Annotated in this window: 22 protein-coding genes; 9 read left to right on the forward strand and 13 right to left on the reverse strand. The window is 67.0% G+C overall.

Annotated features, from left to right (window positions below; translation table 11 throughout):
- Positions 1-129: 129 nt before the first annotated feature.
- From HPY83_06845 to HPY83_06885, 9 genes are all read left to right on the forward strand, one after another.
- Entirely contained in the window at positions 130-1,800 is a 1,671-nt protein-coding gene (locus HPY83_06845; protein NPV07666.1) for a ribonuclease J, read from the forward strand.
- A gap of 532 nt (positions 1,801-2,332) precedes the next feature.
- The gene (locus tag HPY83_06850; GenBank protein ID NPV07667.1) at positions 2,333-3,613 is read left to right on the forward strand and encodes an MgtC/SapB family protein; all 1,281 of its coding nucleotides are present in this window, start codon (positions 2,333-2,335) and stop codon (positions 3,611-3,613) included.
- Between the two features lie 83 nt (positions 3,614-3,696).
- Positions 3,697-6,006, forward strand: a complete 2,310-nt coding sequence (locus HPY83_06855; GenBank protein NPV07668.1) for a putative monovalent cation/H+ antiporter subunit A — start codon at positions 3,697-3,699, stop codon at positions 6,004-6,006.
- The gene (locus HPY83_06860; GenBank protein ID NPV07669.1) at positions 6,003-6,419 is read left to right on the forward strand and encodes a Na+/H+ antiporter subunit B; all 417 of its coding nucleotides are present in this window, start codon (positions 6,003-6,005) and stop codon (positions 6,417-6,419) included. Before HPY83_06855 ends, HPY83_06860 begins: the two co-directional genes overlap by 4 nt.
- Before the next feature lie 3 nt (positions 6,420-6,422).
- The gene (locus HPY83_06865; protein NPV07670.1) at positions 6,423-6,770 is read left to right on the forward strand and encodes a cation:proton antiporter; all 348 of its coding nucleotides are present in this window, start codon (positions 6,423-6,425) and stop codon (positions 6,768-6,770) included.
- The gene (locus HPY83_06870) at positions 6,770-8,275 is read left to right on the forward strand and encodes a Na+/H+ antiporter subunit D (protein NPV07671.1); all 1,506 of its coding nucleotides are present in this window, start codon (positions 6,770-6,772) and stop codon (positions 8,273-8,275) included. The genes HPY83_06865 and HPY83_06870 overlap by 1 nt, the downstream gene beginning before the upstream one ends.
- A gap of 7 nt (positions 8,276-8,282) precedes the next feature.
- Positions 8,283-8,750: a Na+/H+ antiporter subunit E gene (locus tag HPY83_06875; GenBank protein ID NPV07672.1), complete on the forward strand. Its 468-nt coding sequence runs from the start codon at positions 8,283-8,285 to the stop codon at positions 8,748-8,750.
- Positions 8,751-8,782: 32 nt separating this feature from the next.
- Entirely contained in the window at positions 8,783-9,034 is a 252-nt protein-coding gene (locus HPY83_06880; GenBank protein ID NPV07673.1) for a pesticidal protein Cry22Aa, read from the forward strand.
- The gene (locus tag HPY83_06885; GenBank protein NPV07674.1) at positions 9,031-9,438 is read left to right on the forward strand and encodes a monovalent cation/H(+) antiporter subunit G; all 408 of its coding nucleotides are present in this window, start codon (positions 9,031-9,033) and stop codon (positions 9,436-9,438) included. Before HPY83_06880 ends, HPY83_06885 begins: the two co-directional genes overlap by 4 nt.
- A 22-nt stretch (positions 9,439-9,460) precedes the next feature.
- Here the strand turns inward: HPY83_06885 and HPY83_06890 are convergent, their stop codons facing one another.
- The 13 genes from HPY83_06890 to HPY83_06950 form a co-directional block, all read right to left on the reverse strand.
- Complete coding sequence (locus HPY83_06890) at positions 9,461-10,216, reverse strand: class I SAM-dependent methyltransferase (GenBank protein NPV07675.1); 756 nt, start codon at positions 10,214-10,216, stop codon at positions 9,461-9,463.
- Positions 10,213-10,941 (reverse strand): creatininase family protein, encoded by a 729-nt coding sequence (locus HPY83_06895; protein NPV07676.1) that lies wholly within the window; start codon positions 10,939-10,941, stop codon positions 10,213-10,215. Before HPY83_06895 ends, HPY83_06890 begins: the two co-directional genes overlap by 4 nt.
- Positions 10,942-10,956: 15 nt before the next feature.
- Positions 10,957-11,289 carry a hypothetical protein gene (locus HPY83_06900; protein NPV07677.1) on the reverse strand — a complete coding sequence of 111 codons (333 nt, stop codon included), beginning with the start codon at positions 11,287-11,289 and terminating at the stop codon, positions 10,957-10,959.
- Positions 11,290-11,343: 54 nt separating this feature from the next.
- Positions 11,344-12,930 (reverse strand): amidohydrolase, encoded by a 1,587-nt coding sequence (locus tag HPY83_06905; GenBank protein NPV07678.1) that lies wholly within the window; start codon positions 12,928-12,930, stop codon positions 11,344-11,346.
- 28 nt (positions 12,931-12,958) lie between these two features.
- Positions 12,959-13,495 carry a phosphoribosyltransferase gene (locus tag HPY83_06910; GenBank protein ID NPV07679.1) on the reverse strand — a complete coding sequence of 179 codons (537 nt, stop codon included), beginning with the start codon at positions 13,493-13,495 and terminating at the stop codon, positions 12,959-12,961.
- Positions 13,488-14,003 (reverse strand): GNAT family N-acetyltransferase, encoded by a 516-nt coding sequence (locus tag HPY83_06915; GenBank protein NPV07680.1) that lies wholly within the window; start codon positions 14,001-14,003, stop codon positions 13,488-13,490. The genes HPY83_06910 and HPY83_06915 overlap by 8 nt, the downstream gene beginning before the upstream one ends.
- Before the next feature lie 2 nt (positions 14,004-14,005).
- Positions 14,006-14,218 carry a hypothetical protein gene (locus HPY83_06920; GenBank protein ID NPV07681.1) on the reverse strand — a complete coding sequence of 71 codons (213 nt, stop codon included), beginning with the start codon at positions 14,216-14,218 and terminating at the stop codon, positions 14,006-14,008.
- Positions 14,219-14,312: 94 nt separating this feature from the next.
- A complete protein-coding gene (locus HPY83_06925; GenBank protein ID NPV07682.1) occupies positions 14,313-15,176 on the reverse strand; it encodes a PIG-L family deacetylase in 864 nt (287 codons plus the stop codon).
- Positions 15,169-16,074: a hypothetical protein gene (locus HPY83_06930; protein NPV07683.1), complete on the reverse strand. Its 906-nt coding sequence runs from the start codon at positions 16,072-16,074 to the stop codon at positions 15,169-15,171. Before HPY83_06930 ends, HPY83_06925 begins: the two co-directional genes overlap by 8 nt.
- A gap of 922 nt (positions 16,075-16,996) precedes the next feature.
- A complete protein-coding gene (locus tag HPY83_06935; protein ID NPV07684.1) occupies positions 16,997-18,412 on the reverse strand; it encodes a dihydrolipoyl dehydrogenase in 1,416 nt (471 codons plus the stop codon).
- Between the two features lie 151 nt (positions 18,413-18,563).
- Positions 18,564-19,112, reverse strand: coding sequence for a peptide deformylase (gene def, locus HPY83_06940; GenBank protein NPV07685.1), 549 nt, complete (start codon positions 19,110-19,112; stop codon positions 18,564-18,566).
- Between the two features lie 76 nt (positions 19,113-19,188).
- Positions 19,189-19,404 carry a DUF1858 domain-containing protein gene (locus tag HPY83_06945; protein ID NPV07686.1) on the reverse strand — a complete coding sequence of 72 codons (216 nt, stop codon included), beginning with the start codon at positions 19,402-19,404 and terminating at the stop codon, positions 19,189-19,191.
- Positions 19,405-19,463: 59 nt separating this feature from the next.
- Complete coding sequence (locus HPY83_06950; protein ID NPV07687.1) at positions 19,464-20,495, reverse strand: site-specific integrase; 1,032 nt, start codon at positions 20,493-20,495, stop codon at positions 19,464-19,466.
- Positions 20,496-20,785 lie beyond the last annotated feature (290 nt).

The raw sequence follows: 20,785 nt of genomic DNA on the forward strand, positions 1-20,785 counted from the left end.
TCCACCGCCGTCATGCTACAATCCCCTGAGTTAGGCGTTTGCACGGCTGGACGTGCGAAGAAGCAGCGGCTTGGTCGTCTGGCCGGTTCACAGAAGGGCGTGATCTGCCTCGATGGGGATGGTCTGTACATGGCACAACAAGCAAGAGACAACGAGCTCATCATAACCCCCATAGGTGGCCTGGGCGAGATAGGCAAGAACATGATGGCCATCGAGTACGGGGGGGACATCATCATCATCGACTGCGGGGTGATGTTTCCCGAGAGCGACATGCTGGGCATTGACCTCGTCCTCCCCGACTACACCTTCATCCTGCCCAGGGCCGACCGCATCCGCGGGGTCATTCTGACCCACGGTCACGAGGACCACATCGGGGGTCTGCCCTACTTCCTGCGCAGTGTCAACGTGCCCGTCTATGGGAGCGATCTCACTCTGGGTCTGGTGAAGGTGCGCCTGCAGGAGCACCGCATGCTGAGCGTGGCCGAGCTGCACGAAGTCCGCATGGGAGACAAGGTGCGGCTGGGCGCCTTCGAGGTGGAGTTCTTCTCCGTCAATCACAGTATCCCCGAGGGGCTGGGGCTCGCCATCCGGTGCCCCCTGGGGCTGGTGGTGCACAGCGGCGACTTCAAGTTCGACTATACCCCTGTCCAGGGGCGGGGCACCGACTTCGTGAAGCTAGCCTCTCTGGGGGGAGAAGGGGTATTCGTGCTGCTGTCGGACAGTACCAACGCCGATACCCCCGGTTTCACCCCCTCGGAGAGGGTGGTAGCTGAGGCGCTTGGGGATGTGTTCCACGAGGCTGGCGGGCGCATCATTGTGGTGACTTTCGCCTCGCTGATCTCGCGCATCCAGCAGGTAGTGGACGCGGCTGTGCGCCACGGGCGCCGGGTGGCGATCACCGGTTTCAGCATGGAGAAGAACACTGTCATGGCCCAGGAACTGGGCTATTTGCGCATCCCCGAGGGCACGCTCATCGGGATCGAGGACATCGGGCAACTGCCCGACGATCAGGTGACCATCCTAGCCACCGGGAGCCAGGGCGAGCCTTCGGCGGCGCTGGCACGGATGGCGGCCGGTCGCCATCCGCATGTGAGCTTGAAGCCGGGGGATACAGTGGTGCTATCGGCCCACCCCATCCCGGGCAACGAGGAAATGGTGCACCGCATCATCAACCGCCTGTTCCAGCGCGGTGCCAACGTCATCACCGACCAGATGCTTCCCGTACACGTGTCCGGGCATGCCGGCCAGGAGGAGGAGAAGCTACTGCTTGCCATGACTCGGCCGCGCTACTTCGTGCCCATCCACGGCGAGCTTCGCCACCTGCACCTGCACGCCCGGACGGCCATCGAAATGGGCGTGCCCAGGGAGAACGTGTTCGTGGCCGAGAACGGCTACGAGCTCCACTTCACCGAGGAGCGAGGCTGGATAGGCGAGCGAATGCCCGGCGGCTATGTCTTCGTGGACGGCGCGGGCGTGGGCGACATCGGCCCGGCGGTCATGCGCAACCGGGCTGCCCTGGCGGAGGCAGGGGTGGTCGCCGTGTCGGTGCTCATGGACCAGAGCAGCGGACGCGTGGTCGGAGAGCCAGAGATCGTGTCGCGGGGCTTCGTCTATCTGCCCGAGTTCGGCGGTATCATAGACAGCGCTCGCCAGGTGCTGCTGCAGGACCTGAAGGAATCCCGCCCCACGGGCCGGGGCGCCATCGCCAACCGCATTCGCTCGGTGTTAGCTCGGCACTTCCACGAGCAGACCGGCCGCAACCCGGTGATCCTCCCCCTGGTGCTGGTCTCCCCCGCGTAGGCCCCATCACGGTAGGGCCAGGGCACGCGACGGCACTCCTCTGAGAGGGGCCCTGAGCTCGTGATCGCCAGCGTAGCAGCTCAGGATCGGGGGGACACATGGCCACCAGCGCCGCTGCTCAGGGCCTTCCCTGCGCTCGCACTAGGCGACCCAGCCCCGACTGGACCGGAGGAACACCTTCCTTGGAGGAGTGCGCGCGCCCACGCGCGCTGTCCCCCCCAGTGCCTACCGCGCCTGGGGGCGCGGACTCCTCAGGAGGAGGCCGGAACCGGCCAGGATGCCAGCGCCTTGCCCTCCTAGCCAGCCGAGGAGCCTGCCGCGAAAGCCTGTGACGAAACCACCTGCGCGCGACTGCCGGCCGAACACACTCGTCCCCCTGATCCTGAGCTCGTGATCGCCAGCTAGCCCCCGGGGCTCCTGCCGTGTAGAATGCCGGGGCCGGTTTTCCATCGCCGCCCGGGCCAGGCGACCCTGCGACGTATCGAGAGCCGACATCCGGGCCCACACTACCACCGGGCACTGGTACCCGAACATGACGTTGCTTACCGAGTTGGAGCCTTGGTGGCGCTTTGCCGCCGTTCTGTTAGTAGGCGCGCTGATCGGCCTGGAGCGCGAGTTCATCCAGCAGCGCCAGCATGAGCGCGAGTTCGCGGGGATCCGAACGTTCCCGCTTATAGCCATGCTGGGAGCCGGAGCCGCCTACCTGGAGGGCCGTGCCGGCGCCCTGGCCTACATCGCCGGGTTTGCGGCCCTGGCCTTGCTCGTCCTGGGCAGCTACGTGATCAGTGTCTACCGTGGGTCGGGGCATGGCATGACCACGCAGGTAGCGGCCCTGCTGTGCTACCAGTTCGGCGCTCTCATAATCTGGGATTACGCCGAGCTCGGGGTGGCCCTGGGAGTGGTGACGGCGCTGGTGCTGGCCCTGAAGCCGCCCCTGCACGGTGCGGTGCGGCGTATGAGCGCGGAGGACCTGCGGGCCACTCTGGAGTTCGCCATCGTCGCTGCCGTGGTGCTGCCCATCCTGCCCAACCGCGCCCTCGATCCTCTCGGGGTGCTCAACCCTTTCTCCATCTGGCTGCTAGTGGTGTTCGTATCGGGTATCGGCTTCCTGGGGTATGTGCTCATGAAGGCTCTGGGAACCGAGCGAGGCATCGGCCTCACCGCTGTCCTGGGTGGGGTGGTGAGCAGCACGGCCAGCACCCTGAGCTTCAGCAGCAGGAGCAAGAGCTCTCCGCGGCTCTCACCCACGCTGGCCTGGGGCATTCTGTTCGCGTCCAGCATCATGTTCCCTCGCATCCTGGTGGAAGTGGCGGTGGTCCATCCCCCTCTTCTGGGCGCCGTGGCGGTGCCGCTGGGGGCCATGTTCGCTGCCAGCCTGGGGATGGTCGCCTACCTGGCCTGGCGCAGACCGCAATTCCAGGACGGGCCTCAAGAGGAAGTGGAGGTGACCAACCCGCTCCGGCTGTCCACCGCAGTGGCCTTCGGCCTGGCCTTCGCGGTGGTGCTGGTGGTGGTGCGGGTGGCCCAGGATGTCTTCGGGTCGGCCGGCGTCTACGCCGCCGCCTCTCTGACGGGCCTCACGGGCGTAGATGCCATCACCCTGAGCATGGCCGAGCTGACGGCACTCGGCCAGGTGGCGCCCGACGTAGCCGCGGTGGCCATCGTGCTGGCGGCCATCAGCAACACGACCGCGAAGGCGGTGCTGGCGGTGGCCTACGGGGCGCCACAACTGCGGCGAACAGTGTTGTTGGGCTTTGGCGTAGTGGTGGCGGTGGGGGTGATGGTGGGTGCCACCATCCTGGTATGGAAGTAGGGCGGACTCCGCGTGGGCGCGGGATCGGCCCCGGGCCTCACCGCCATGGCGTGCGCCGGGAGTAGAGGCTAGAGGCAATCTCTATGGAGCTGTCGCTTCTGGTGTTGGCAGGCCTCCTGGGCGCCGTCTTGGCGCCTAGCTTGTATCGCGTATCGCCTCGGCTGGGCCGGCTGGCAGCCATCGTCGTGCCGGGAGGGCTGACGGTCCGGCTTCTGGGGTTGGCAGGGGGAGCGGCCGCTGGCCTGCCGCCGGCGGTGTCCGTGCCGTGGGTGCCAAGCCTGGGCATTCGGTTCGCCTTGCGCCTGGACGGGCTGAGCCTGCTGTTCTCCCTCCTGATCGCGGGCATCGGGACGGCGGTGGTGGTCTACGCCGGGGGGTATCTCCCCGAGAGCCCGCGCCAGGGGCGCTTCTACGCTTACATCTTGGCCTTCATGGCTTCCATGCTAGGGGTGGTGCTAGCCGACGACCCCTTTCTTCTGTTCGTGTTCTGGGAGCTGACCAGCATCACCTCTTTCCTGCTGATCGGGTTCGACCACGAGCGCGAGGCGGCCCGGCAGGCCGCGCTCCAGGCGCTGCTCACCACCGGCTTCGGAGGGTTGGCCCTCTTGGCGGGCCTGGTGGTCCTGCAAAGCATCACCGGTCCGGCAACGATCGCTGAGCTGGCGGGGCAGGCAGAGGCGATCCGCACTCACCCCTGGTACCCGGCGGCGCTGGTGCTGGTGCTGGTGGGAGCCTTCGCCAAGTTAGCCCAGTTTCCCTTCCACTTCTGGCTGCCCAACGCCATGGAGGCGCCCACGCCGGTGAGCGCCTACCTGCACTCCGCTACTATGGTCAAGGCAGGAGTCTACCTCTTGGCGCGGCTGCTTCCGGCACTGGGCGGCACACCCCTCTGGCAGGGACTGGTGACCGGAGGAGGGGCGGTCACTCTCGTGGTGGGAGCGGTCCTCACCATTCGACACACCGACCTGAAGGCGGTGCTGGCCTACGCCACCGTCAGTGCTCTCGGAGCCTTGGTGATGCTGGCGGGCATCGGCACCGAGGCTGCCACCGTGGCCCTGGCCGTGTACGTATTGGGCCACGCCTTCTACAAAAGTGGTCTCTTCCTGGTCGCGGGAGTGGTGGATCACGAGACGGGTACCCGCGATCTGGCCCGGCTGGGAGGGCTGGCGCGGCCCCTGCCCCTGGTGGCGGTAGCTGGGGCCCTGGCAGCCCTGTCTATGGCCGGGGTGCCGCCGCTGCTGGGCTTCCTCAGCAAGGAGGCTCTGTACCAGGCCGCCTGGGACGTGCCTCAGTGGGCTCCCGCGGTGACGGCGGCGGTGGTGGTCGCTCACGTGCTCCTATTCACGGTTGCCATGCGAACGGGGTTGACGCCATTCTTGGGCCGCCGCCAGGAGACGCCCAGGGAGCCTCACGGTGCCTCACCGGCTCTGTGGCTGCCACCGGTGGTGCTGGCGATGCTGGGGGCGCTGCTCATGCTAGCACTGGAAGTGGTGGACCAGGGACTGGTATCGCCCGCTGCGTCGGCGCTGTTGGGTCAGCAGGTGAGGGCCGGGCTAGGGCTGTGGCATGGGCTGACCCCGGTGCTGGGGCTGAGCGCCCTGACCATCGCCCTCGGCCTAGGGCTGTTGGCGCTCTGGCCGCGGGTGGTTCGGGCCGTGGAGCCCATCCAGGCCGTATCGGCGATAGGACCGGCGCGCTGGTACGATGCCGCTCTCTCGGTCACAAATGCGGTGGCCCGGATTCAGACCGACGTACTGCAGAGCGGCTACCTGAGGCGGTACGTCCTCATCGTGCTCTCCACCACCGCGGCTTTGGTGGGATTCACCATGCTGACGCGAGGGTGGCAGTTAGGGCCGCTGTTGCCCGAGGATGTCCGGTTCTACGAGGTGGCCGTGGTACTGGTGATGCTGGCGGCGGCTTTGGGCGCGGTGCTGGCCCGCAGCCGGCTGGCGGCGGTTGCCTTCCTGGGGGTGGTGGGGTACGGGGTCAGTCTGATCTACGTCTGGTTCGGTGCCCCCGACCTGGCGATGACCCAGTTCATGGTGGAGACCCTGGTGGTGATTCTGTTCGTCACCATCCTCTACCGCCTGCCGCCCTTCCCCGTCCTCTCCGCTCGGCGCACCAGGATACGGGATGCGGCCGTCGCCGTGGCGGCGGGAGGCACCATGGGAGCCCTGGCACTGATCGCCTCCGGCGTATCGTTGCCTACCCGCGTCAGCGACTTCCACGTGCTCTACTCGTACAGCCTGGCACACGGCCGCAACATGGTGAACGTCATCCTGGTGGACTTCCGGGCACTGGACACGCTGGGCGAGACCACGGTGCTTGCGACCGCGGCGCTGGGTGTGCTCTCTCTGCTCAGGCTGACGCTGGCAAGAGGTGGCAAACGATGAGGTCCCTGATACTGCTCACGGCGAGCCGATATCTGCTGCCCCTGTTGTTGCTCTTCTCCGTCTTCATCCTTCAGCGAGGCCACAATGAGCCCGGCGGCGGGTTCGTGGGGGGCCTGGTGGCCGCTGCGGCCTTCGTGCTCTACTCGCTCGCCTACGGGGTGCCGGCCGCTCGCGTCCTGCTGCGCCTGGATCCGCATGCCACCATTGGGCTGGGCCTGCTCCTGGTGGTAGGCAGCGGGGCAGTGGGGGCCGTCTTGGGACAGCCGTTCCTGACCGGCGTCTGGACGGAGGTGACGCTGCCGTTCCTGGGGCATCTGGAAGTGGGGACGCCGGTGTTGTTCGACTTAGGGGTGTTCCTAGCGGTGTTTGGAGTGACTCTGATGATCATGTTTGCCCTCGAAGAGGAGGAGTAGACGATGCGCGTGCTCCTGGCCATCGTGATCGGCGCCCTCTACGCTGCCGGCTTCTACATGATGATGCGACGCGGGATCGTGAAGATCGGCCTTGGATTGGCCCTGCTCAGCAACGCCGCCAACCTGCTCATCTTCGTGGCCGCCGGCCCGAGCCGGGCGGCGGCGCCCATCATACCGATGGGGCAGACGGTCCCCTCTGCGCCGGTAGCGGACCCACTGCCTCAGGCGCTGATCCTCACCGCCATCGTCATCAGCCTCGGGGTATTGGCCTTTGCCCTCGTGTTGATCCACCGGGTGCACTCCATCTGCGGCACGGTGGACTGCGACCTGCTCCTCCTGGAAGACCGCTGATGCCGCTCGCGTCTCACGACGCTGCGAACCTGCTGGTACTGCCGGTGCTGGTGCCACTGACCTCGGCCGCAGCCTCGCTACTGGCGTGGCGGTCGGTTCGGGTGCAACGACGAATAGGGGTGATCGGTGCCGGCCTGCATCTGGCGGCCGGATTGGGCCTTCTGGCGATGGTCTGGCGAAGGGGGATCGTGGTCTACCAGGCGGGCGGCTGGCCGGCGCCTTTCGGCATTACCCTGGTGGCGGACTACCTGAGTGCGATCATGGTCCTCCTGGCGGGGATCGTGGGCTTCTCGGTCGCCGTATATTCCCTGGATAGTGTGGACGTCCGGCGGCAGGCGTTCGGGTTCTACCCCCTGCTGCACCTGCTGATCATGGGGGTGAGCGGCGCCTTCCTCACCGGGGACATGTTCAACCTCTACGTGTGGTTCGAGGTGATGTTGATCGCCTCTTTCGTCCTCCTTGCTCTGGGAGGCGAGCGCCTGCAGTTGGAGGGCGGGCTCAAGTACGTCACCCTGAACCTGATCGCCTCGGCTCTGTTCCTGGCCGGGTTAGGTCTGCTGTACGGGGAGACGGGCACCCTCAACATGGCCGACCTCAACGTCAAGCTGCCGGCGGCAATCCCTCCCGGCCTGGCCACCACCGTGGCGATGCTCTTCCTCATCGCCTTCAGCATCAAGGCCGCGGTCTTCCCGCTCTTCTTCTGGCTGCCCGACTCCTATCACACCCCGCCGGTGGCGGTTTCGGCCGTGTTCTCGGGGCTGCTGACCAAGGTGGGAGTCTACGCCCTGCTGCGGTGCTTCACGCTGGTGTTCGTTCAGGATGTCGGCTATACGCACACCATCATCCTCGTGGCGGCCGGCTTCACCATGGTTACGGGCGTCCTTGGTGCAGTGGCTCAGCAGGAGATGCGTCGCCTGCTCAGCTTCCACATCATCAGCCAGATCGGCTATCTGCTGATGGGGTTGGGGCTGTTCACACCTCTGGCCCTGGCTGGGGCGATCTACTTCATGGCCCACGTGATCATAGCGAAAGCTACGCTGTTCCTGGTGAGCGGCGCCGCCCATCGGATCAGCGGCACGTATCAGCTCGGGCATCTGGGAGGCCTGTACCGTAGCCGTCCTGTCCTGGCCTTCGTGTTCCTGGTGCCGGCGCTGTCGCTGGCAGGCTTGCCTCCGCTGTCCGGGTTCTTCGCCAAGCTGCTTCTGGTTCGGGCGGGCATCGAGGCCGCGCAGTACGCCATGGTCGCGGTGGCGCTTGCGGTCAGCATCCTTACCCTCTATTCCATGATGAAGATATGGACCGGGGCGTTCTGGCGTCCAGTGCCTGAGGGACTGCCTAGGCACGAGTCGGCGCGGCTGGGCACCATGTTGCCGCCTATGCTGTGGCTGGCTGCTTGCACGCTCGCTCTCGGCCTATCCGCCGAGCCTCTGGTGGCACTATCCATGAGAGCCGCCGAGAGCCTGCTGGACCCGAGCTGGTATGTGACTGCTGTGTTGGGAGGCTGAAATGGTTCTGTTTCTCGGCAACGTACTGCTGGCGCTGGTGTGGGTGGCGCTGACCGGGCGCTTTAGCGGTGGCAACCTCCTCCTGGGGTTTGGCGTAGGGTTTGTCGCCCTGTTGGCGCTGAGGCGCAGAGGGGAGGCCCCAGACTACTTCGACAAGCTCCCCCAGGCTCTCTCATTCCTTGCCTTCTACCTGCGGGAGCTGGTACTGGCGAACCTGCGGGTGGCCCAGGTGGTGATCCACCCCAGGCCGCGCATCCTGCCAGGAGTAGTGGCCATCCCTCTGGACGTCCGGTCGGACGCTGAGATCACCCTGCTGGCAAACCTCATTACCCTCACCCCTGGGACTCTGTCCCTGGACGTGTCCTCCGACCGAAAGGTGCTCTACGTACATGGCATGGACATTCCCGACCGGGAGGAGTTCCGGCGCTCGGTGAAGGATGGCTTCGAGCGCCGCGTGATAGAGCTGCTCCGATGACGGTGGGCGACGTGGCCTTGCTAGACGTGGCCATGACAGTGGGCCTGGGAGCGCTCACCCTATCGCTCCTGCTGGCCTGTGTTCGTCTGTTCAGGGGACCGAGCCTGCCCGATCGGGTCATATCGTTGGAAATGGTGTCCCTGTTGGCTGCCGGTCTCATCCTGTTCCACGCCATCGCCACCGACGAGCCCGGATGGCTGGACGCGGCCATCGTGATCGCTCTCATCTCGTTCCTGGGCACGGTGGCCTTCGGTCTTTACCTAGAGAAGAGGGCTTCGGAGTGAAGGACGCCATCACTGCTCTATTCTTGCTCGCGGGCAGCCTAGTCATGCTGCTGGCGGGACTGGGGTTGCTGCGCCTCCCCGACCTGTTCCTGCGGATGCAGGCCGCCACTAAGGCGTCCATACTTGGCCTGGGGCTGGTGCTCCTGGCCGTGATCGTGCACTTCAGTTCGGGCGTGATCGCCGCTCGCGCGGCTCTAGTGCTGGCCTTCATCTTCCTGACTGGCCCCGTGTCGGCGCACGTGCTGGCGCGGGCGGCGTACTTCGTCGGAGTGCCCTTGTGGGAGGGCACGCGGTTCGACGAGCTGCGGGACCGCTACGACGTGGTGGATCACACTCTGCGCGGCAGCGGGCCGCCTCGTCCCCGCCTGGTGCGACCGGGCGGCGGGCCGCCCGCCCCTGGGTGAGCCCGCCTCTGGCGCTGCTGCTTCAGTCCTTCCTGGCTACCAGCAACTGCCGATGCTCGTTGGTGGTGATGCCGCCCGGGCCGGAGCAGGTGGCGATGATGTGAGCCACCTGCTCCCAGTGTCGGTCCACGCTGAAGTCCTCCGGCATCGGGATGGCCTTGAGCCAGAAGACGAAGGACTCGACATCTCGGAAGCGGTAGGTCACGTTGTACTCGGCCCAGGCCTCGAGCTCGCAGCCCAGGTGGCGCAGCCGGTCCCTCAACTGCCAGAGGTCTGGCTCCGAGGCCGAGTCATACTCCCCGCCCGGGCCGCAGCCGAAGACACGGCGGATGTTCTCGGTGTTCCTGGGCCCCACCTGCTGAGTGATGAAGATCCCGCCCGACCTCAGCACCCGCACGATCTCCGCCGGGCACAGAGGCGCGTGCCGGTTCAGGACCACGTCGAAGCTGGCCGGTGCCAGGGCCAGTTGCTCCGCCCGCATCCGGGCGAAGGCCACCTTGCCGGCCAGGGAAGCGGGGGTGTTGGCACGAGCTGTAGCCATCATGTCCTCGCTGGGGTCCACTCCCAGCCCGGTTCCGAAGTGAGGTGCCAGCCCGAGGAAGCGCTCTCCCCCGCCGGTTCCCACGTCCAGGACCCGGTGATCGGCTCTGAGATAGCGGCGCACCACTTCGGGATAATCCCAGGGCACCGGGTCCCGGTCGTCGCGGACGCGGGAGAAGTCCCACCCGCTGCGCTCGCCCACCGCTTCGGCGATGCGATGCAGTTCTTCCCGGGTCAAAGCCCGAGCTCCCGACGCAGATCCTCGATCATCAGGGGGAGGTAGACTTGCCAGTAGCGGTCTCCCTTTTCCTTCGTCCCCAGCGACGGTTCTCCCAGCGACCCCATGGGGGAGACCTGGCGGACGTCCTGGGGGAACCCGGTCTCAGGAGTGACCGGCACGTCTCGAATGCGGCTGCGAGGATGAGGAAAGTCGGTGGGCTCGGGGCCTACCAGGTCGGGCCGCAGCGAGGCGACCAGGGAGGCCTCGCCCTCGCCGGCGTGCCATTCCTCGCTGTGGATTCCGGCCGCCTCGCGGGCCACCTGGCCGGCCCGGCGCGGCCTCAGGACGACGATGGTCATGTGCGGGTGCCGGCGGCGTAGTTCATCCACGAAGTCGGAGTAGAGCACGTAGTTGCCGCCGTGGGTGGACACGATGATGACGGTGGTGAAGCCCGTCTGCGCCAGGGAGTCCACCAGGTCCGTCACCACCGCTGCCAGCGTTTCGCGCCTGAGGGAGAGGGTACCCCTGAACGACAGGTGGGTGGCGGACATGCCTACAGGAATGGTGGGCAGCAGGTAGGCGTGAAAGGCGTCGGCGATGGCCTCTCCCACCCTGGTAGCGATCAGGCTGTCGGTCATCAGGGGCAGGTTGGTACCATGCTGCTCGGTGGCGCCAACGGGGAGGACGGCGATCGTGGTCCCGGATTCCTCCAGGTCTCTCCAGGTGTTCTCCCAGCTAAGCAACTATCCCCTCCGAGTCTACCGATCGCTGAATGCAGCCCAAAGGACGAGACCCCAGGCCACAGCCTGCACGCTGGACCGGACGAGGGTGAGCACGGAGGTCAGGAGCGCTAAGCGCTGCGGGCCCGCAGTTTGGGCCAGCGACATGGGGAGCCAAGTGCTCACAATGCCGCCGACCACGGCATCGAGTAGGGCGATGAGGAGACCCAGCATGACTAACGGAGCCACTCGGGGCATCTGCCGCCAACGGGCCAGGGCGATGATCACGGCGATCAGCCAAAGCAGGAGCAGAGGGAGGCGCATCACGTAGTTGCTGAGCAGGAACAGGGGGAACTGCGTAAGTGCTTGCATCATTCTCTCCTCAGGTCGATCCAGCCGGTGCAGGCCCCCATGGCGAGCAGAAGGCTAGCTCCAGGCGAGGCGCCCGCCCACGTAGGTGGCCACGGGCCTGCTTTGGGCCAGTCGGTCCGGCTCGGTAGTGAAGGGGTCGGTACCGAGCACGACGAAATCGGCACGGCAGCCCGGCGCCAGCCGGCCTTCGTGCGGCTCACCGGCCGCCGCGGCGACACCTCGGGTGAATCCAGCCAGGGCCTCCTCTAGCGAGAGCCGCTGCTCCGGATACCAGCCGCCTTCGGGGTGACCGTCCAGGCCGGTGCGCGTGATGGCGACCTGGAGGCCCGCCCAGGGGCTGATGGGCTCGACCGGGGCATCGGAGCCGAAGGCTAGGGTGACGCCGGCATTAGCCAGAAGGCGCCAGGCGTAGCTGTGGCGGGAGCGGCTCCCCCAGAGCCGATCGGCCACGCGCCAGTCGGTGGAGACGTGCACGGGCTGCATGGAGGCCACCACGCCGAGCGCTCCCATGCGGGTGGCGTCCTCGGGGCGGATGATCTGCACGTGTTCGATGCGGTCGGGCAGGGACCCGGGGGCGCGGGGAGCCCTCTCCAGCACGTCGAGGACGGTTCGGTTGGCGGCGTCGCCGATGGCGTGGATGGCACAGGGCCAGCCGGCGGCGTGCGCTTCCTCGATGATGCCGGCCAGCTCGGCAGGCGGGTGGATGGGTATGCCGCGGTTATCGGGCTCACCTTCTATGGGCTCGAGCATCCAGGCCGTCCGCGAGCCCAGGCTGCCGTCGGCGAACAGCTTGAGCTGGCCCAGCTGTAACCACTCGTCCCCGAAGCTGGGCTTGAGCCCCAACCTGCCCAGCTCGGGCCGCAGGTCGGCCGGAGGAAGGACCAGCACCCGTAAGGATAGCTCTCCCTTCTGCCGCATGTCCTGTAGCGCCTCTAGGGCGTCGGGCCCCTCCATGGTATGCAGCCCTACCAGCCCCAGTGAGAGGGCTTCTGCCTGCGCCTGTCTCAGGGCGCTCACCCGCTCGCTGAGAGAGGCAAGCGGGACTTGATCCCACACCAGGGCAGTGGCCCGCTCCCGGAGGATGCCGGTGGGCTCTCCCCGCGCGTCGCGCTCGATCCGACCGCCGGGAGGGTCGGGAGTGTCCGCGGCGATGCCAGCAGCCCGGAGGGCGATGGTGTTGACCCAGATCATGTGCCCGTCCGCCCGCGATAGCAGCACGGGCCGGTCAGGTATGGCTTCGTCCAGAGAGACACGCGAGGGCAGGGCCGGAGGGGTCCAGGTGTTCTCGTTCCAGCCGTGTCCCAGGATCCACCTCGTGCCGGGCCGGCGGGCGGCGTATGCCGCCACCTGCCTGACGGCAACGGCCTCGCTGCCGGCGTCTCTCAGGTCGACCCGCTGACGCAGGAGGGCGTGGGACAGGAAGTGGGTGTGGGCGTCTCTCAGGCCCGGGATGACCCAGGCGCCATCTAGGTCTACCTCCTTCCACGAGCCGGATCCCAGATCGTCCTCCGGTCCTACCCACACGACCCGGCCGCAGGCGACCACCATGGCCCCCGCCCGGGTCAGCTGGGAGTCCAGGGTGTGGATGTGGCAGTGCCGGAAGACAGTGACCGGCGCGGTGGTGGTCTCTGGCTGGCTCATGCTCGCCTCGCGGGGCCCGGCCGGGCGGTCAAGGGCGACTCTGGGCCCGCCGTGCCGCGACGATCTCGGGGTGGGGGACCCAGGCACCGTTGCTGAACACGTAGGCGTCCCAGGGGAAGACAATCAGGGCATCGCTGACAACGGGGCAGACATCCGGAACCGGTTGGGCCCAGGTATGCCGCGCCAGACAGGCGGTGAAGACCGAGGAGGCGCCCTGGCGCTGCACTTCAGCACGCACCAGAGCCAGCGTCTCCCCCGTATCGGCGATCTCGTCCACCACGGCGACCCGGCGGCCTGCTACCTCGGGAGAGACGGGCACCTTCCAGACGGGATGAGGGTAACGCACGATATCGCTCTCCCGGCGGGTCAGGCGGACGGGGAAGAGGTCGAGGCGCAGGGCGCAGGCCACAGCCGTGGCGGGGAGGAGGCCAGCCCGAGCGATGCCGACGACGGCGTCAACGGCCAGGGCGGCCAGCTCCTCGGCCAGTCGCCGAGATAGGGCGGCGAACTCGTCCCAGGTGAGCGCCAGTTCGCCCTCTCGATGAGCGTAGTCGTAGCTATGCATGATCCTTCGGCGCGGGCTGGAACCGCCAGGCGATCTCGTCACCGACCTGGCCTGTCTGGTAGAAGCCGGCCTTGGTAAGCACCCGGGCAGAGGCGAGGTTGCCGGCATCGGAGCGGGCGACCACCGCGGTCGCCCCGCGATCCAGGGCCCACCTAACGAGGGCTAGGACTGCCTCGGTGGCCAGGCCTCGACCTCGATACCCCACGGCCACGGAGTAGCCGATCTCGACTTCGCCTCGCCCGTCGGGTGGGGCGTGGAAGCCGGCGTCGCCCACCAGCGCTGCATCCTCTCGGTGGATCAGGAGCCAAGGCTCCCACCCGGCGCGATCGCCGTCCTCGTCTGGTTGGGCGGGGTGGTGCTCCAGAAGGCCGAGCAGGTCCGGAGCGGGCCAGCCGGAAGCGAAAGAGCCCGGCACGCCAGAGAGCCAGGATTGGCCGTGCAGCAGAGCCCAGCGGGCGCTGTCCGTCATGGGGATTAGGGTCAACCGCTCGGTGTCTAGTCGTTCCACGGTCAGCTCGGCATAGGCTGGCAGGTGCGACGGACGTAGGACGCAGTGCTGCCGGTCTTGATCTTGGCCACGGTGGTGCCACAGGCAGGGCAGGGTTTGCCCTTCCGATAGGCGAGAAGGAAGTCGCACACGGTCACTCCGCCCGGCTGCCCGTGGTAGTGGTTCCTGTAAGGCAGGCCCCGCTTGTCGCGCGCTCGCTCGAGGGTGTCAACCATGCCATGGCATGGCCGTTCCGCCGCGCCGGCAGTGACTTCCGCCGCCAGATATACAGGATGAAAGCGAGCGCGGAAGCGGACGTGCCCGGCATAGCTAGCCGATCTCGTCCAGTAGCTTGTGGTAGGGCGCGTAATCCAGCAGCGGGCGAGGGTCGAAGGAGTAGTACACCTCCAGCCAGCCATCAGGCCGGCGGCGGCCGGCTCGCTGGTCCACCAGCCCCTCGATGACCTGCCCCTGGGACTTCCAGCTACGGAGGGCATCCATGACGGTCGCCTCCACCCGTTCGGTGCCCACCACGGCCCGGTTGGCCCGCAGGTGCACGTCCTCTCCCGACACCAGGGCATCTTCGGGGGAGAGGTCGGCCCAGACAGCGTACTGCAGGAAGCTACGGACGGGGTCTGCCCGCCCGTACTCGGCCAGGATGGCGTCGCCGACCTGGGGTCCGTCGTAGGCGCCTACGCGGTGCACGGCCTCGTGGTCTATGTGCTCCCGATAGCCGTTGGGGATGAGGAGGCGGGTGATGTGCAGGCGGCGCAGCGTAGGGACGACGTTGGCGATGGTACCCAGCTTGCCCGAGTCGAGGTGCCAGCCGATGTAGGGCAGGACGCTAAAGTCGGCGTAGCCCATGCGGAGCACCCGTTCGGGCCTGACTCCGAGGCCGGCGTAAGCGTCTATGGTCTCCCGAGCCCGGACCTGGACGATAGTGGAGGCTTCCTCGGGCGTGCTGTAGCCGGCCCAGCCATCGCAGAACACCAGGACGAAGACGTCGGCACCGTTGGCGAGGGCGGCCATGATGAGGTAACCCGCGCCCAGAGCGCCGTCGTCATCGTGTGGGGTGAGAACAGCCAGGCGTTCGTTGCTCGGTTCCCAGCCGGGAAAGATCAGGCTGATGTCTTCGCTCTTGGTGCGGCGGCGCAGGTCGTAGTAGCGGAAGTCCCCGGCGTTGATGTCAGGCATGACGGCCTCCGTGTTGGCTATGCGCCCTCGCCGTGCGGGCGATGGCGGCAATATGTTCTGGTGTGCTGCCGCAGCAGCCCCCGATGACCCGAACCCCTACGTCCAGGTAGCGGGCGGCGAACGAGGCCATCTCTTCCGGCCCCACATTGAAGTGCGTGCGGCCGTCCTCCCCGAGCACGGGCACTCCGGCGTTGGGCTTGGCCATGAGAGGGGCCTCGGGCAGCAGGTCGCGCAGTTGAGTGATGGCGGTGAGGGTATCCTGCAGGGTGTGGCCGCAGTTGGCTCCGATGAGGATCAGCCCCTCTTGCCAGAGATCCGCCAGCTGGGCTGGGCCGGCACCCATCACCGTGCGGGCACCGGGGCCGAAGCTAAGGGTGCAAGCCACAGGCAAGGCGCAGGCCTGATGTGCCCCCTGGATAGCGGCTCGCGCTTCCTGGGCGTCAAGCATGGTCTCCACCAATATGGCGTCCACCCCCCCGGTGGCCAGCGCCTCGGCCTGCTCCGCGAAGGCGTCGCGGGCCTGGCTGAAGGAGAGGGGGCCCAGTGGTTCCAGAAGAGCGCCCGTGGAGCTGACGTCTCCGAAGACGAAGCGATCCGGCCCTGCCTCCTCGCGCGCCAGGTGGGCGGCAAGCCGGTTGAGCTCGGACACCTGGTCATCCAGTCCGAAACGGGCCAGCTTGATGCGGGTCCCGCCGAAAGTGTTGGTGAGGATCACCTCGGCACCGGCCCGCACGTAGGCGGCGTGGACGGCGCGAACGGCCTCGGGGCGCTCGCGGTTCCATAGCTCGGGCGGCGTACCGGGCTCAAGGCCGGCCGCCTGGAGCATGGTGCCCATGGCGCCGTCGGCGACCAGTACGCGCTGGGCGAGGGCCAGCCTGAGCCTTGACTCCTCCTGCATATCGGCGCCTCAGTGGGGTGGATAGCCTGCACCCGCCGGGAACAGGTCCGCGTCAGTGTAGGGCAGGGGAGGGAAGAGGTCAAGCGCTACTACTGACGGGGTGCATCTCGAGGAAGGGGCGAGGGGGTACCGGCGCCGGCTCTCAGGGTGGGAGGGGCCCCATGGGCCTAGACGAACCAGTCTGCGGCACGCCCGCCTCCTGGGACGGTGCACCGCCCGTCCACCATTCCCGTAGGGGCGAACCTCGTGTTGGCCGGTGGTTCCGCTGACCAGTGGAACGTGCGAATACAGGACCGGGCGAATACAAGATTCGCCCCTACGGCAGGGATGACGGCGTGCGGCGCTGCTGCTGCGGTTCGCCCCCAAGCTGGGGTTCACCCCGGTCGGCGGGAGCGAGGGGCAGCCAGAAAGCCGGCGCAAGTCGTCAGGTTTCTTAATGCAGCCAGTCTTGACAGGCGGGCAGCTCGCCGCTATACTGTGCCTACACTGGTGAAAGGCGATAGCCAGACACCAGTGGGGAGCCTCAAGCAGTCGAGTACGAGCTACGAGCGGACTGCAGCCGAAAGGCACCGAGGCCGGTACGTCGGTCAAGGACGGCCGTGAGGGAGCGATCCTTCGTCCAGGGTAGGGCCTGGAAGCCGTGACCGGGCCGCGACCCAGCGGAGGCCGAGCGCTAAGGCCGGAGCTAGCGATAGAACCGGCGGAAGGGCGAAGCGCCGCAGGGACAGCCGAGCGGAATGCTAGCGCAGGAAGCGGAGCTGAACCGGTACCAGGGCTTCTCCGAAAGGAGACGAGTAGGCTGGAGAGAAGTTCGTAAGAACGGAAAAGCTGGCTGAGGCTCCCGCCTTTTGAGCGGCGACGCGCCCGGGCTCCCATGAACCCGGGCGCGTGTCTTGCTGCCCCCAAGCCGTGGCCCGGGGGCTCAGGTGGGCCTGGAGCCCGGGAAGGGCGGATGAGGCCATTCCTCGGGCTCCTTGAGGTTGGCGAGTGCCTTCTGCACCACCTCAGGCAGAGCGGGATGGATGTGCATGGCGGAGAAGATGTGGCCCGTCTTGGCGTGCACTGCCATGGCGTTGATGACTTCCTGGATCAATATCGGGGCATAGGGGCCGATGATGTGGAAGCCGAGGATCTCGCGGCTATCTGCGTCTACTACTGCCTTGGCGAAAGCATCCTCCTCCATCATGGCCTCACCCTTAGCCACCTCGGCATAGCGCGCGTACCCGATGACCAGGCGGTGATCTCGCGCCGCCTCCCGCTGGGTGAGGCCGACCGCGGCGATCTGAGGGTAGGTGAAGACGGCATGAGGCACGGCGTGGTAGCTCATCTCTACCTTGCTGTCGTGTAGGCTGTTGTTGGCGGCCACGTAGGCCTCTTCATTGGCCACGTGCCTGAACATCGCCTTGCCGATCACGTCGCCCAGAGCCCAGACGTTCTCCTTGCTGGTCTCCATCCGGGTGTTGACCACGATGAACCCCCGCCCGTCCACCTGGACGCCGCTGTTCTGCACGGCGAGGAGATCGGAGTTGGGGATCCGTCCCGCCGCCAGGAGGATAGTATCCGCCTCCACCGTCAGCTCCTCCCCGGTGCTCTCGTCCGCCGCCACCACCTGCAGGCGGGAGCCGACGCGGCGCACGGCCACTACCTTGGTCCCGGTGTGTACCGTCATCCTCTGGGCCAGCTTGCGCTTGAGCAGGTCCGAGATCTCGGGCTCCTCGTCCATGAGCAGCCGTTCCTCCATCTGGAGGAGGGTGACCCGGGTGCCCACCGAAGCGAAGAAGTGGGCGTACTCGACGCCGACGTAGCCGCCGCCGACGATGACCATGCTCGCCGGCCGGTGGTTGAGGTCGAGCAGGGTCTCGTTGGTCAGATACTCCACCCGGTCCAGTCCGTCAATGGGCGGGATGGCCGGGCGAGCGCCGGCGCCGATGACGATCTTGTCCGCACGCAGGCGCTCGCCGTTCACCTCGAGGGTGTACTCGTCCACGAAGCGGCCCACACCTTCGTAGAAGTCCAGCCCCTCGGCGGAGCGAAGGGAGCGGCGGATCTCGTTCCTACTGGGGATGACCACCGAGCGCATGCGCTCCATGATGGCGCGGAAGTCCACGCGCATGATCTCGGCGTACACTCCCAACCGGGCAGCGTCCTCTATCTCAACCACTCGATCGGCGGGGAAGATCAGCAGCTTGGAGGGGATGCAGCCTACGTTCAAGCAAGTGCCCCCGGTGGGGCCCTTGTCCACCAGGGCCACCCTGAGCCCATGGGACAGAGCCATGTCCACCGCTGTCAGGGCCGAGCCGGAGCCGATAACGAGGTAATCGTAACGCTTGGTAGCCATAGTGTCGCCCTTCAACGTGCCGAAGTGAGCGATCTACCGCTCCGAGCGATTCTAGCACGAGGACCCTGAGGAGTCAGGTAGACCACGCAGAAAGGGGAGCCCGGTAGCGTGTACCGAGCTCCCCCATGGCTCGCCGTCGGGGGCGACGGTGTCAGGTGCCGGAGGCCACCTCGGCGCCCGCGGCGCTCTGGCCCAGCTCCTCCAGCTCTTCGTCGCCCACGAAGTGCAGGGTGCCGTCCTCTACCTTGTCTATGAAGAGGACTCCGTCCAGGTGGTCTATCTCGTGCTGAAGCACGCGGGCCAGCAGGCCCTCGGCCTTGAGGCGCACCTCACGGCCGCGGAGGTCGGCGCCCTTCACAGTGATCTGGGCGGCGCGGCACACCTGCCCGTAGAAGCGGGGCACGGACAGACAGCCTTCCTGGCCGGTCTGCTCGCCTCGCGCTCTAACGACCTCTGGATTGGCCAGAGCCAGCGTAGTGCCAGCGGCCGGGTCGTCCTCGTAGTCCTCAGGGATCTGGATCACGATGACGCGCTCTGACACACCGATTTGGGGCGCTGCCAGCCCCAGGCCGCTGGCCGCTTGCAGGGTGTCAAACATGTCCGCGACCAGCTCCTCCAGTCGGGTGACGAAGCGGCGCACGCTGCGAGCGCGCCGCCGCAGCACCGGATCGCCGTCTATGATAATCTCTCTCTCAGCCATCGCTCCAACAGGCGAACGAGCCCGGCGCAGGTAGCGCGTCAGGGCTCGCTGCCTCCCCTTCTGCTAAGCGCGACCTCTACTCCGCGGCTGCCTCTTCGGTCTCGACAGCCGCGTTCAGGTCGGTGATGAGCTCATCCACATTGATGCCATGGGCAATGGCACCCTGCTCGATGTTCTCGAACCGGGCGGCGGCGCAGCCCAGGCAGAATAGCCCGTGACGGAGGAACACCTCGATGGTCTGTGGGTATTCCTGAACCGTCTCTCCGATGGTCATGCTTCTGGTGATGGTCACCTGATGCCTCCGATGGGTGCGAGTTGATCACATCCTCATTCATACCTAACGTGCTCATATTATACCACCGGCAGTTGGTGGTGTAAACCGCGAGCAAGGGCGCGCGCCTTTCGGCTACGGTAGGGCAAGTGCAACAGGCTAGCCGCCCGGCGCTTGGTTTCCTCTGGCCGGCGGTCACATGTGGCCATTGTCGTGGGCGATGCGTGCCCGGCCAGGGCTTGCACCGTCACCACGTCCGCGCCGGCATCCAGCATATCGCCAACAAACGTCCGCCTCAGATCATGCGGAGAGAATGAGCGTACCCCCGCCTCCTCTGCCCGGCGGGCCAGCATGTCATAGATGGTCTGCAGGTTCAGGCGCCGCCGCTGTATGCGCCCGCCCCGAGTGACGGGCAATAAGAGCGGGCCGGCCTCGGTGCCACGCGCCTTCAGCCAATCGGCCATGGCTTCGCCGGTGCCGTTATTGATCCACACGCGCCGCTCTCTGTCGCCCTTGCCGTGTACCCTCAGCTCGCCCGTCGCCGGGTGATAATCTGCCAGGTCCAGTGCCGGCACCTCCTCGCGCCGTAGGCCGCCCGTGTACATCACGCCGATGATGGCGCAGTCCCAGGGGCCGACGTTGGTGGCGTCATCGGCGCAGGCCTCTGCCAGCGCCGCCAGCTTGCCGTGCGACAGGGACCGGCCCGCGGGCGACCGCTCCCCGCGCACATTCTTCACCGGGTGTAGCCTGGCGTAATCGTCTGCCGACAGCAGGCCCAGATTGAAAGCCTCCCGCGCCACCCCGCGCCAGGCCGACGGGTTCAGGTGGATCGTCGCCGGCGCCTGGCCCGACTCTGTCAGCCTGGCGCGGATCGCGGCCGCGTGTTGGTGGGGGAGCATGTGCCAGGGCACGGCTAGCGGATCGTCGGCGCCCAAGAGGCCGGCCATGTAGCGCAGGCGCCCGAGCATCGCCCGCCTGGCTCGCTCACTGGACAGGCCCGCCAGGTAGACGGCCGCCGGGTTGCGGTCGCTCGGCAACGGCCCGCCCGTGGTTACTAGCTCGCCCGCCCCCGCCTCGGCTGCTACTTGTACAGCCCGTATCAGCTCGCTCATGGTGCCCTACCCCTCGTGCCATTGTCTGCTACAATGTCCATTGTCATATACTACCACAGGGCTCTACCGCTTCTGTCGCAAGGGGGAGTTCACTCTCTCAGAGGACAAATCGGGGGCCCGCAGGTGTTGAGGATGCAGGTGGAAACACACACGACAGGGCGAGAACGTCGCTTCGACGGCTTCCTAGCGCCGCCTGGCCGATGGCCAAAATGGAGCCGCCTGTCTCCGCCGCTTAACTCGAGGGTTCACGGGCTTAGCCATAGGGCGGGCGTGGCGATACCCGGCCCCCG

It is taken from the genome of Anaerolineae bacterium (assembly GCA_013178015.1).
Lineage (GTDB): Bacteria > Chloroflexota > Anaerolineae > DRVO01 > DRVO01 > Ch71.

Bases quoted from the DNA above. Each gene is read 5' to 3' on its own strand.
- HPY83_06845 (NPV07666.1), top strand. From the start codon at position 130: ATGGCACAACAAGCAAGAGACAACGAGCTCATCATAACCCCCATAGGT.
- HPY83_06850 (NPV07667.1), top strand. From the start codon at position 2,333: ATGACGTTGCTTACCGAGTTGGAGCCTTGGTGGCGCTTTGCCGCCGTT.
- HPY83_06855 (NPV07668.1), top strand. From the start codon at position 3,697: ATGGAGCTGTCGCTTCTGGTGTTGGCAGGCCTCCTGGGCGCCGTCTTG.
- HPY83_06860 (NPV07669.1), top strand. From the start codon at position 6,003: ATGAGGTCCCTGATACTGCTCACGGCGAGCCGATATCTGCTGCCCCTG.
- HPY83_06865 (NPV07670.1), top strand. From the start codon at position 6,423: ATGCGCGTGCTCCTGGCCATCGTGATCGGCGCCCTCTACGCTGCCGGC.
- HPY83_06870 (NPV07671.1), top strand. From the start codon at position 6,770: ATGCCGCTCGCGTCTCACGACGCTGCGAACCTGCTGGTACTGCCGGTG.
- HPY83_06880 (NPV07673.1), top strand. From the start codon at position 8,783: ATGACAGTGGGCCTGGGAGCGCTCACCCTATCGCTCCTGCTGGCCTGT.
- HPY83_06900 (NPV07677.1), bottom strand. From the start codon at position 11,289: ATGCAAGCACTTACGCAGTTCCCCCTGTTCCTGCTCAGCAACTACGTG.
- HPY83_06905 (NPV07678.1), bottom strand. From the start codon at position 12,930: ATGAGCCAGCCAGAGACCACCACCGCGCCGGTCACTGTCTTCCGGCAC.
- HPY83_06910 (NPV07679.1), bottom strand. From the start codon at position 13,495: ATGCATAGCTACGACTACGCTCATCGAGAGGGCGAACTGGCGCTCACC.
- HPY83_06920 (NPV07681.1), bottom strand. From the start codon at position 14,218: ATGGTTGACACCCTCGAGCGAGCGCGCGACAAGCGGGGCCTGCCTTAC.
- HPY83_06925 (NPV07682.1), bottom strand. From the start codon at position 15,176: ATGCCTGACATCAACGCCGGGGACTTCCGCTACTACGACCTGCGCCGC.
- HPY83_06930 (NPV07683.1), bottom strand. From the start codon at position 16,074: ATGCAGGAGGAGTCAAGGCTCAGGCTGGCCCTCGCCCAGCGCGTACTG.
- HPY83_06935 (NPV07684.1), bottom strand. From the start codon at position 18,412: ATGGCTACCAAGCGTTACGATTACCTCGTTATCGGCTCCGGCTCGGCC.
- def (NPV07685.1), bottom strand. From the start codon at position 19,112: ATGGCTGAGAGAGAGATTATCATAGACGGCGATCCGGTGCTGCGGCGG.
- HPY83_06950 (NPV07687.1), bottom strand. From the start codon at position 20,495: ATGAGCGAGCTGATACGGGCTGTACAAGTAGCAGCCGAGGCGGGGGCG.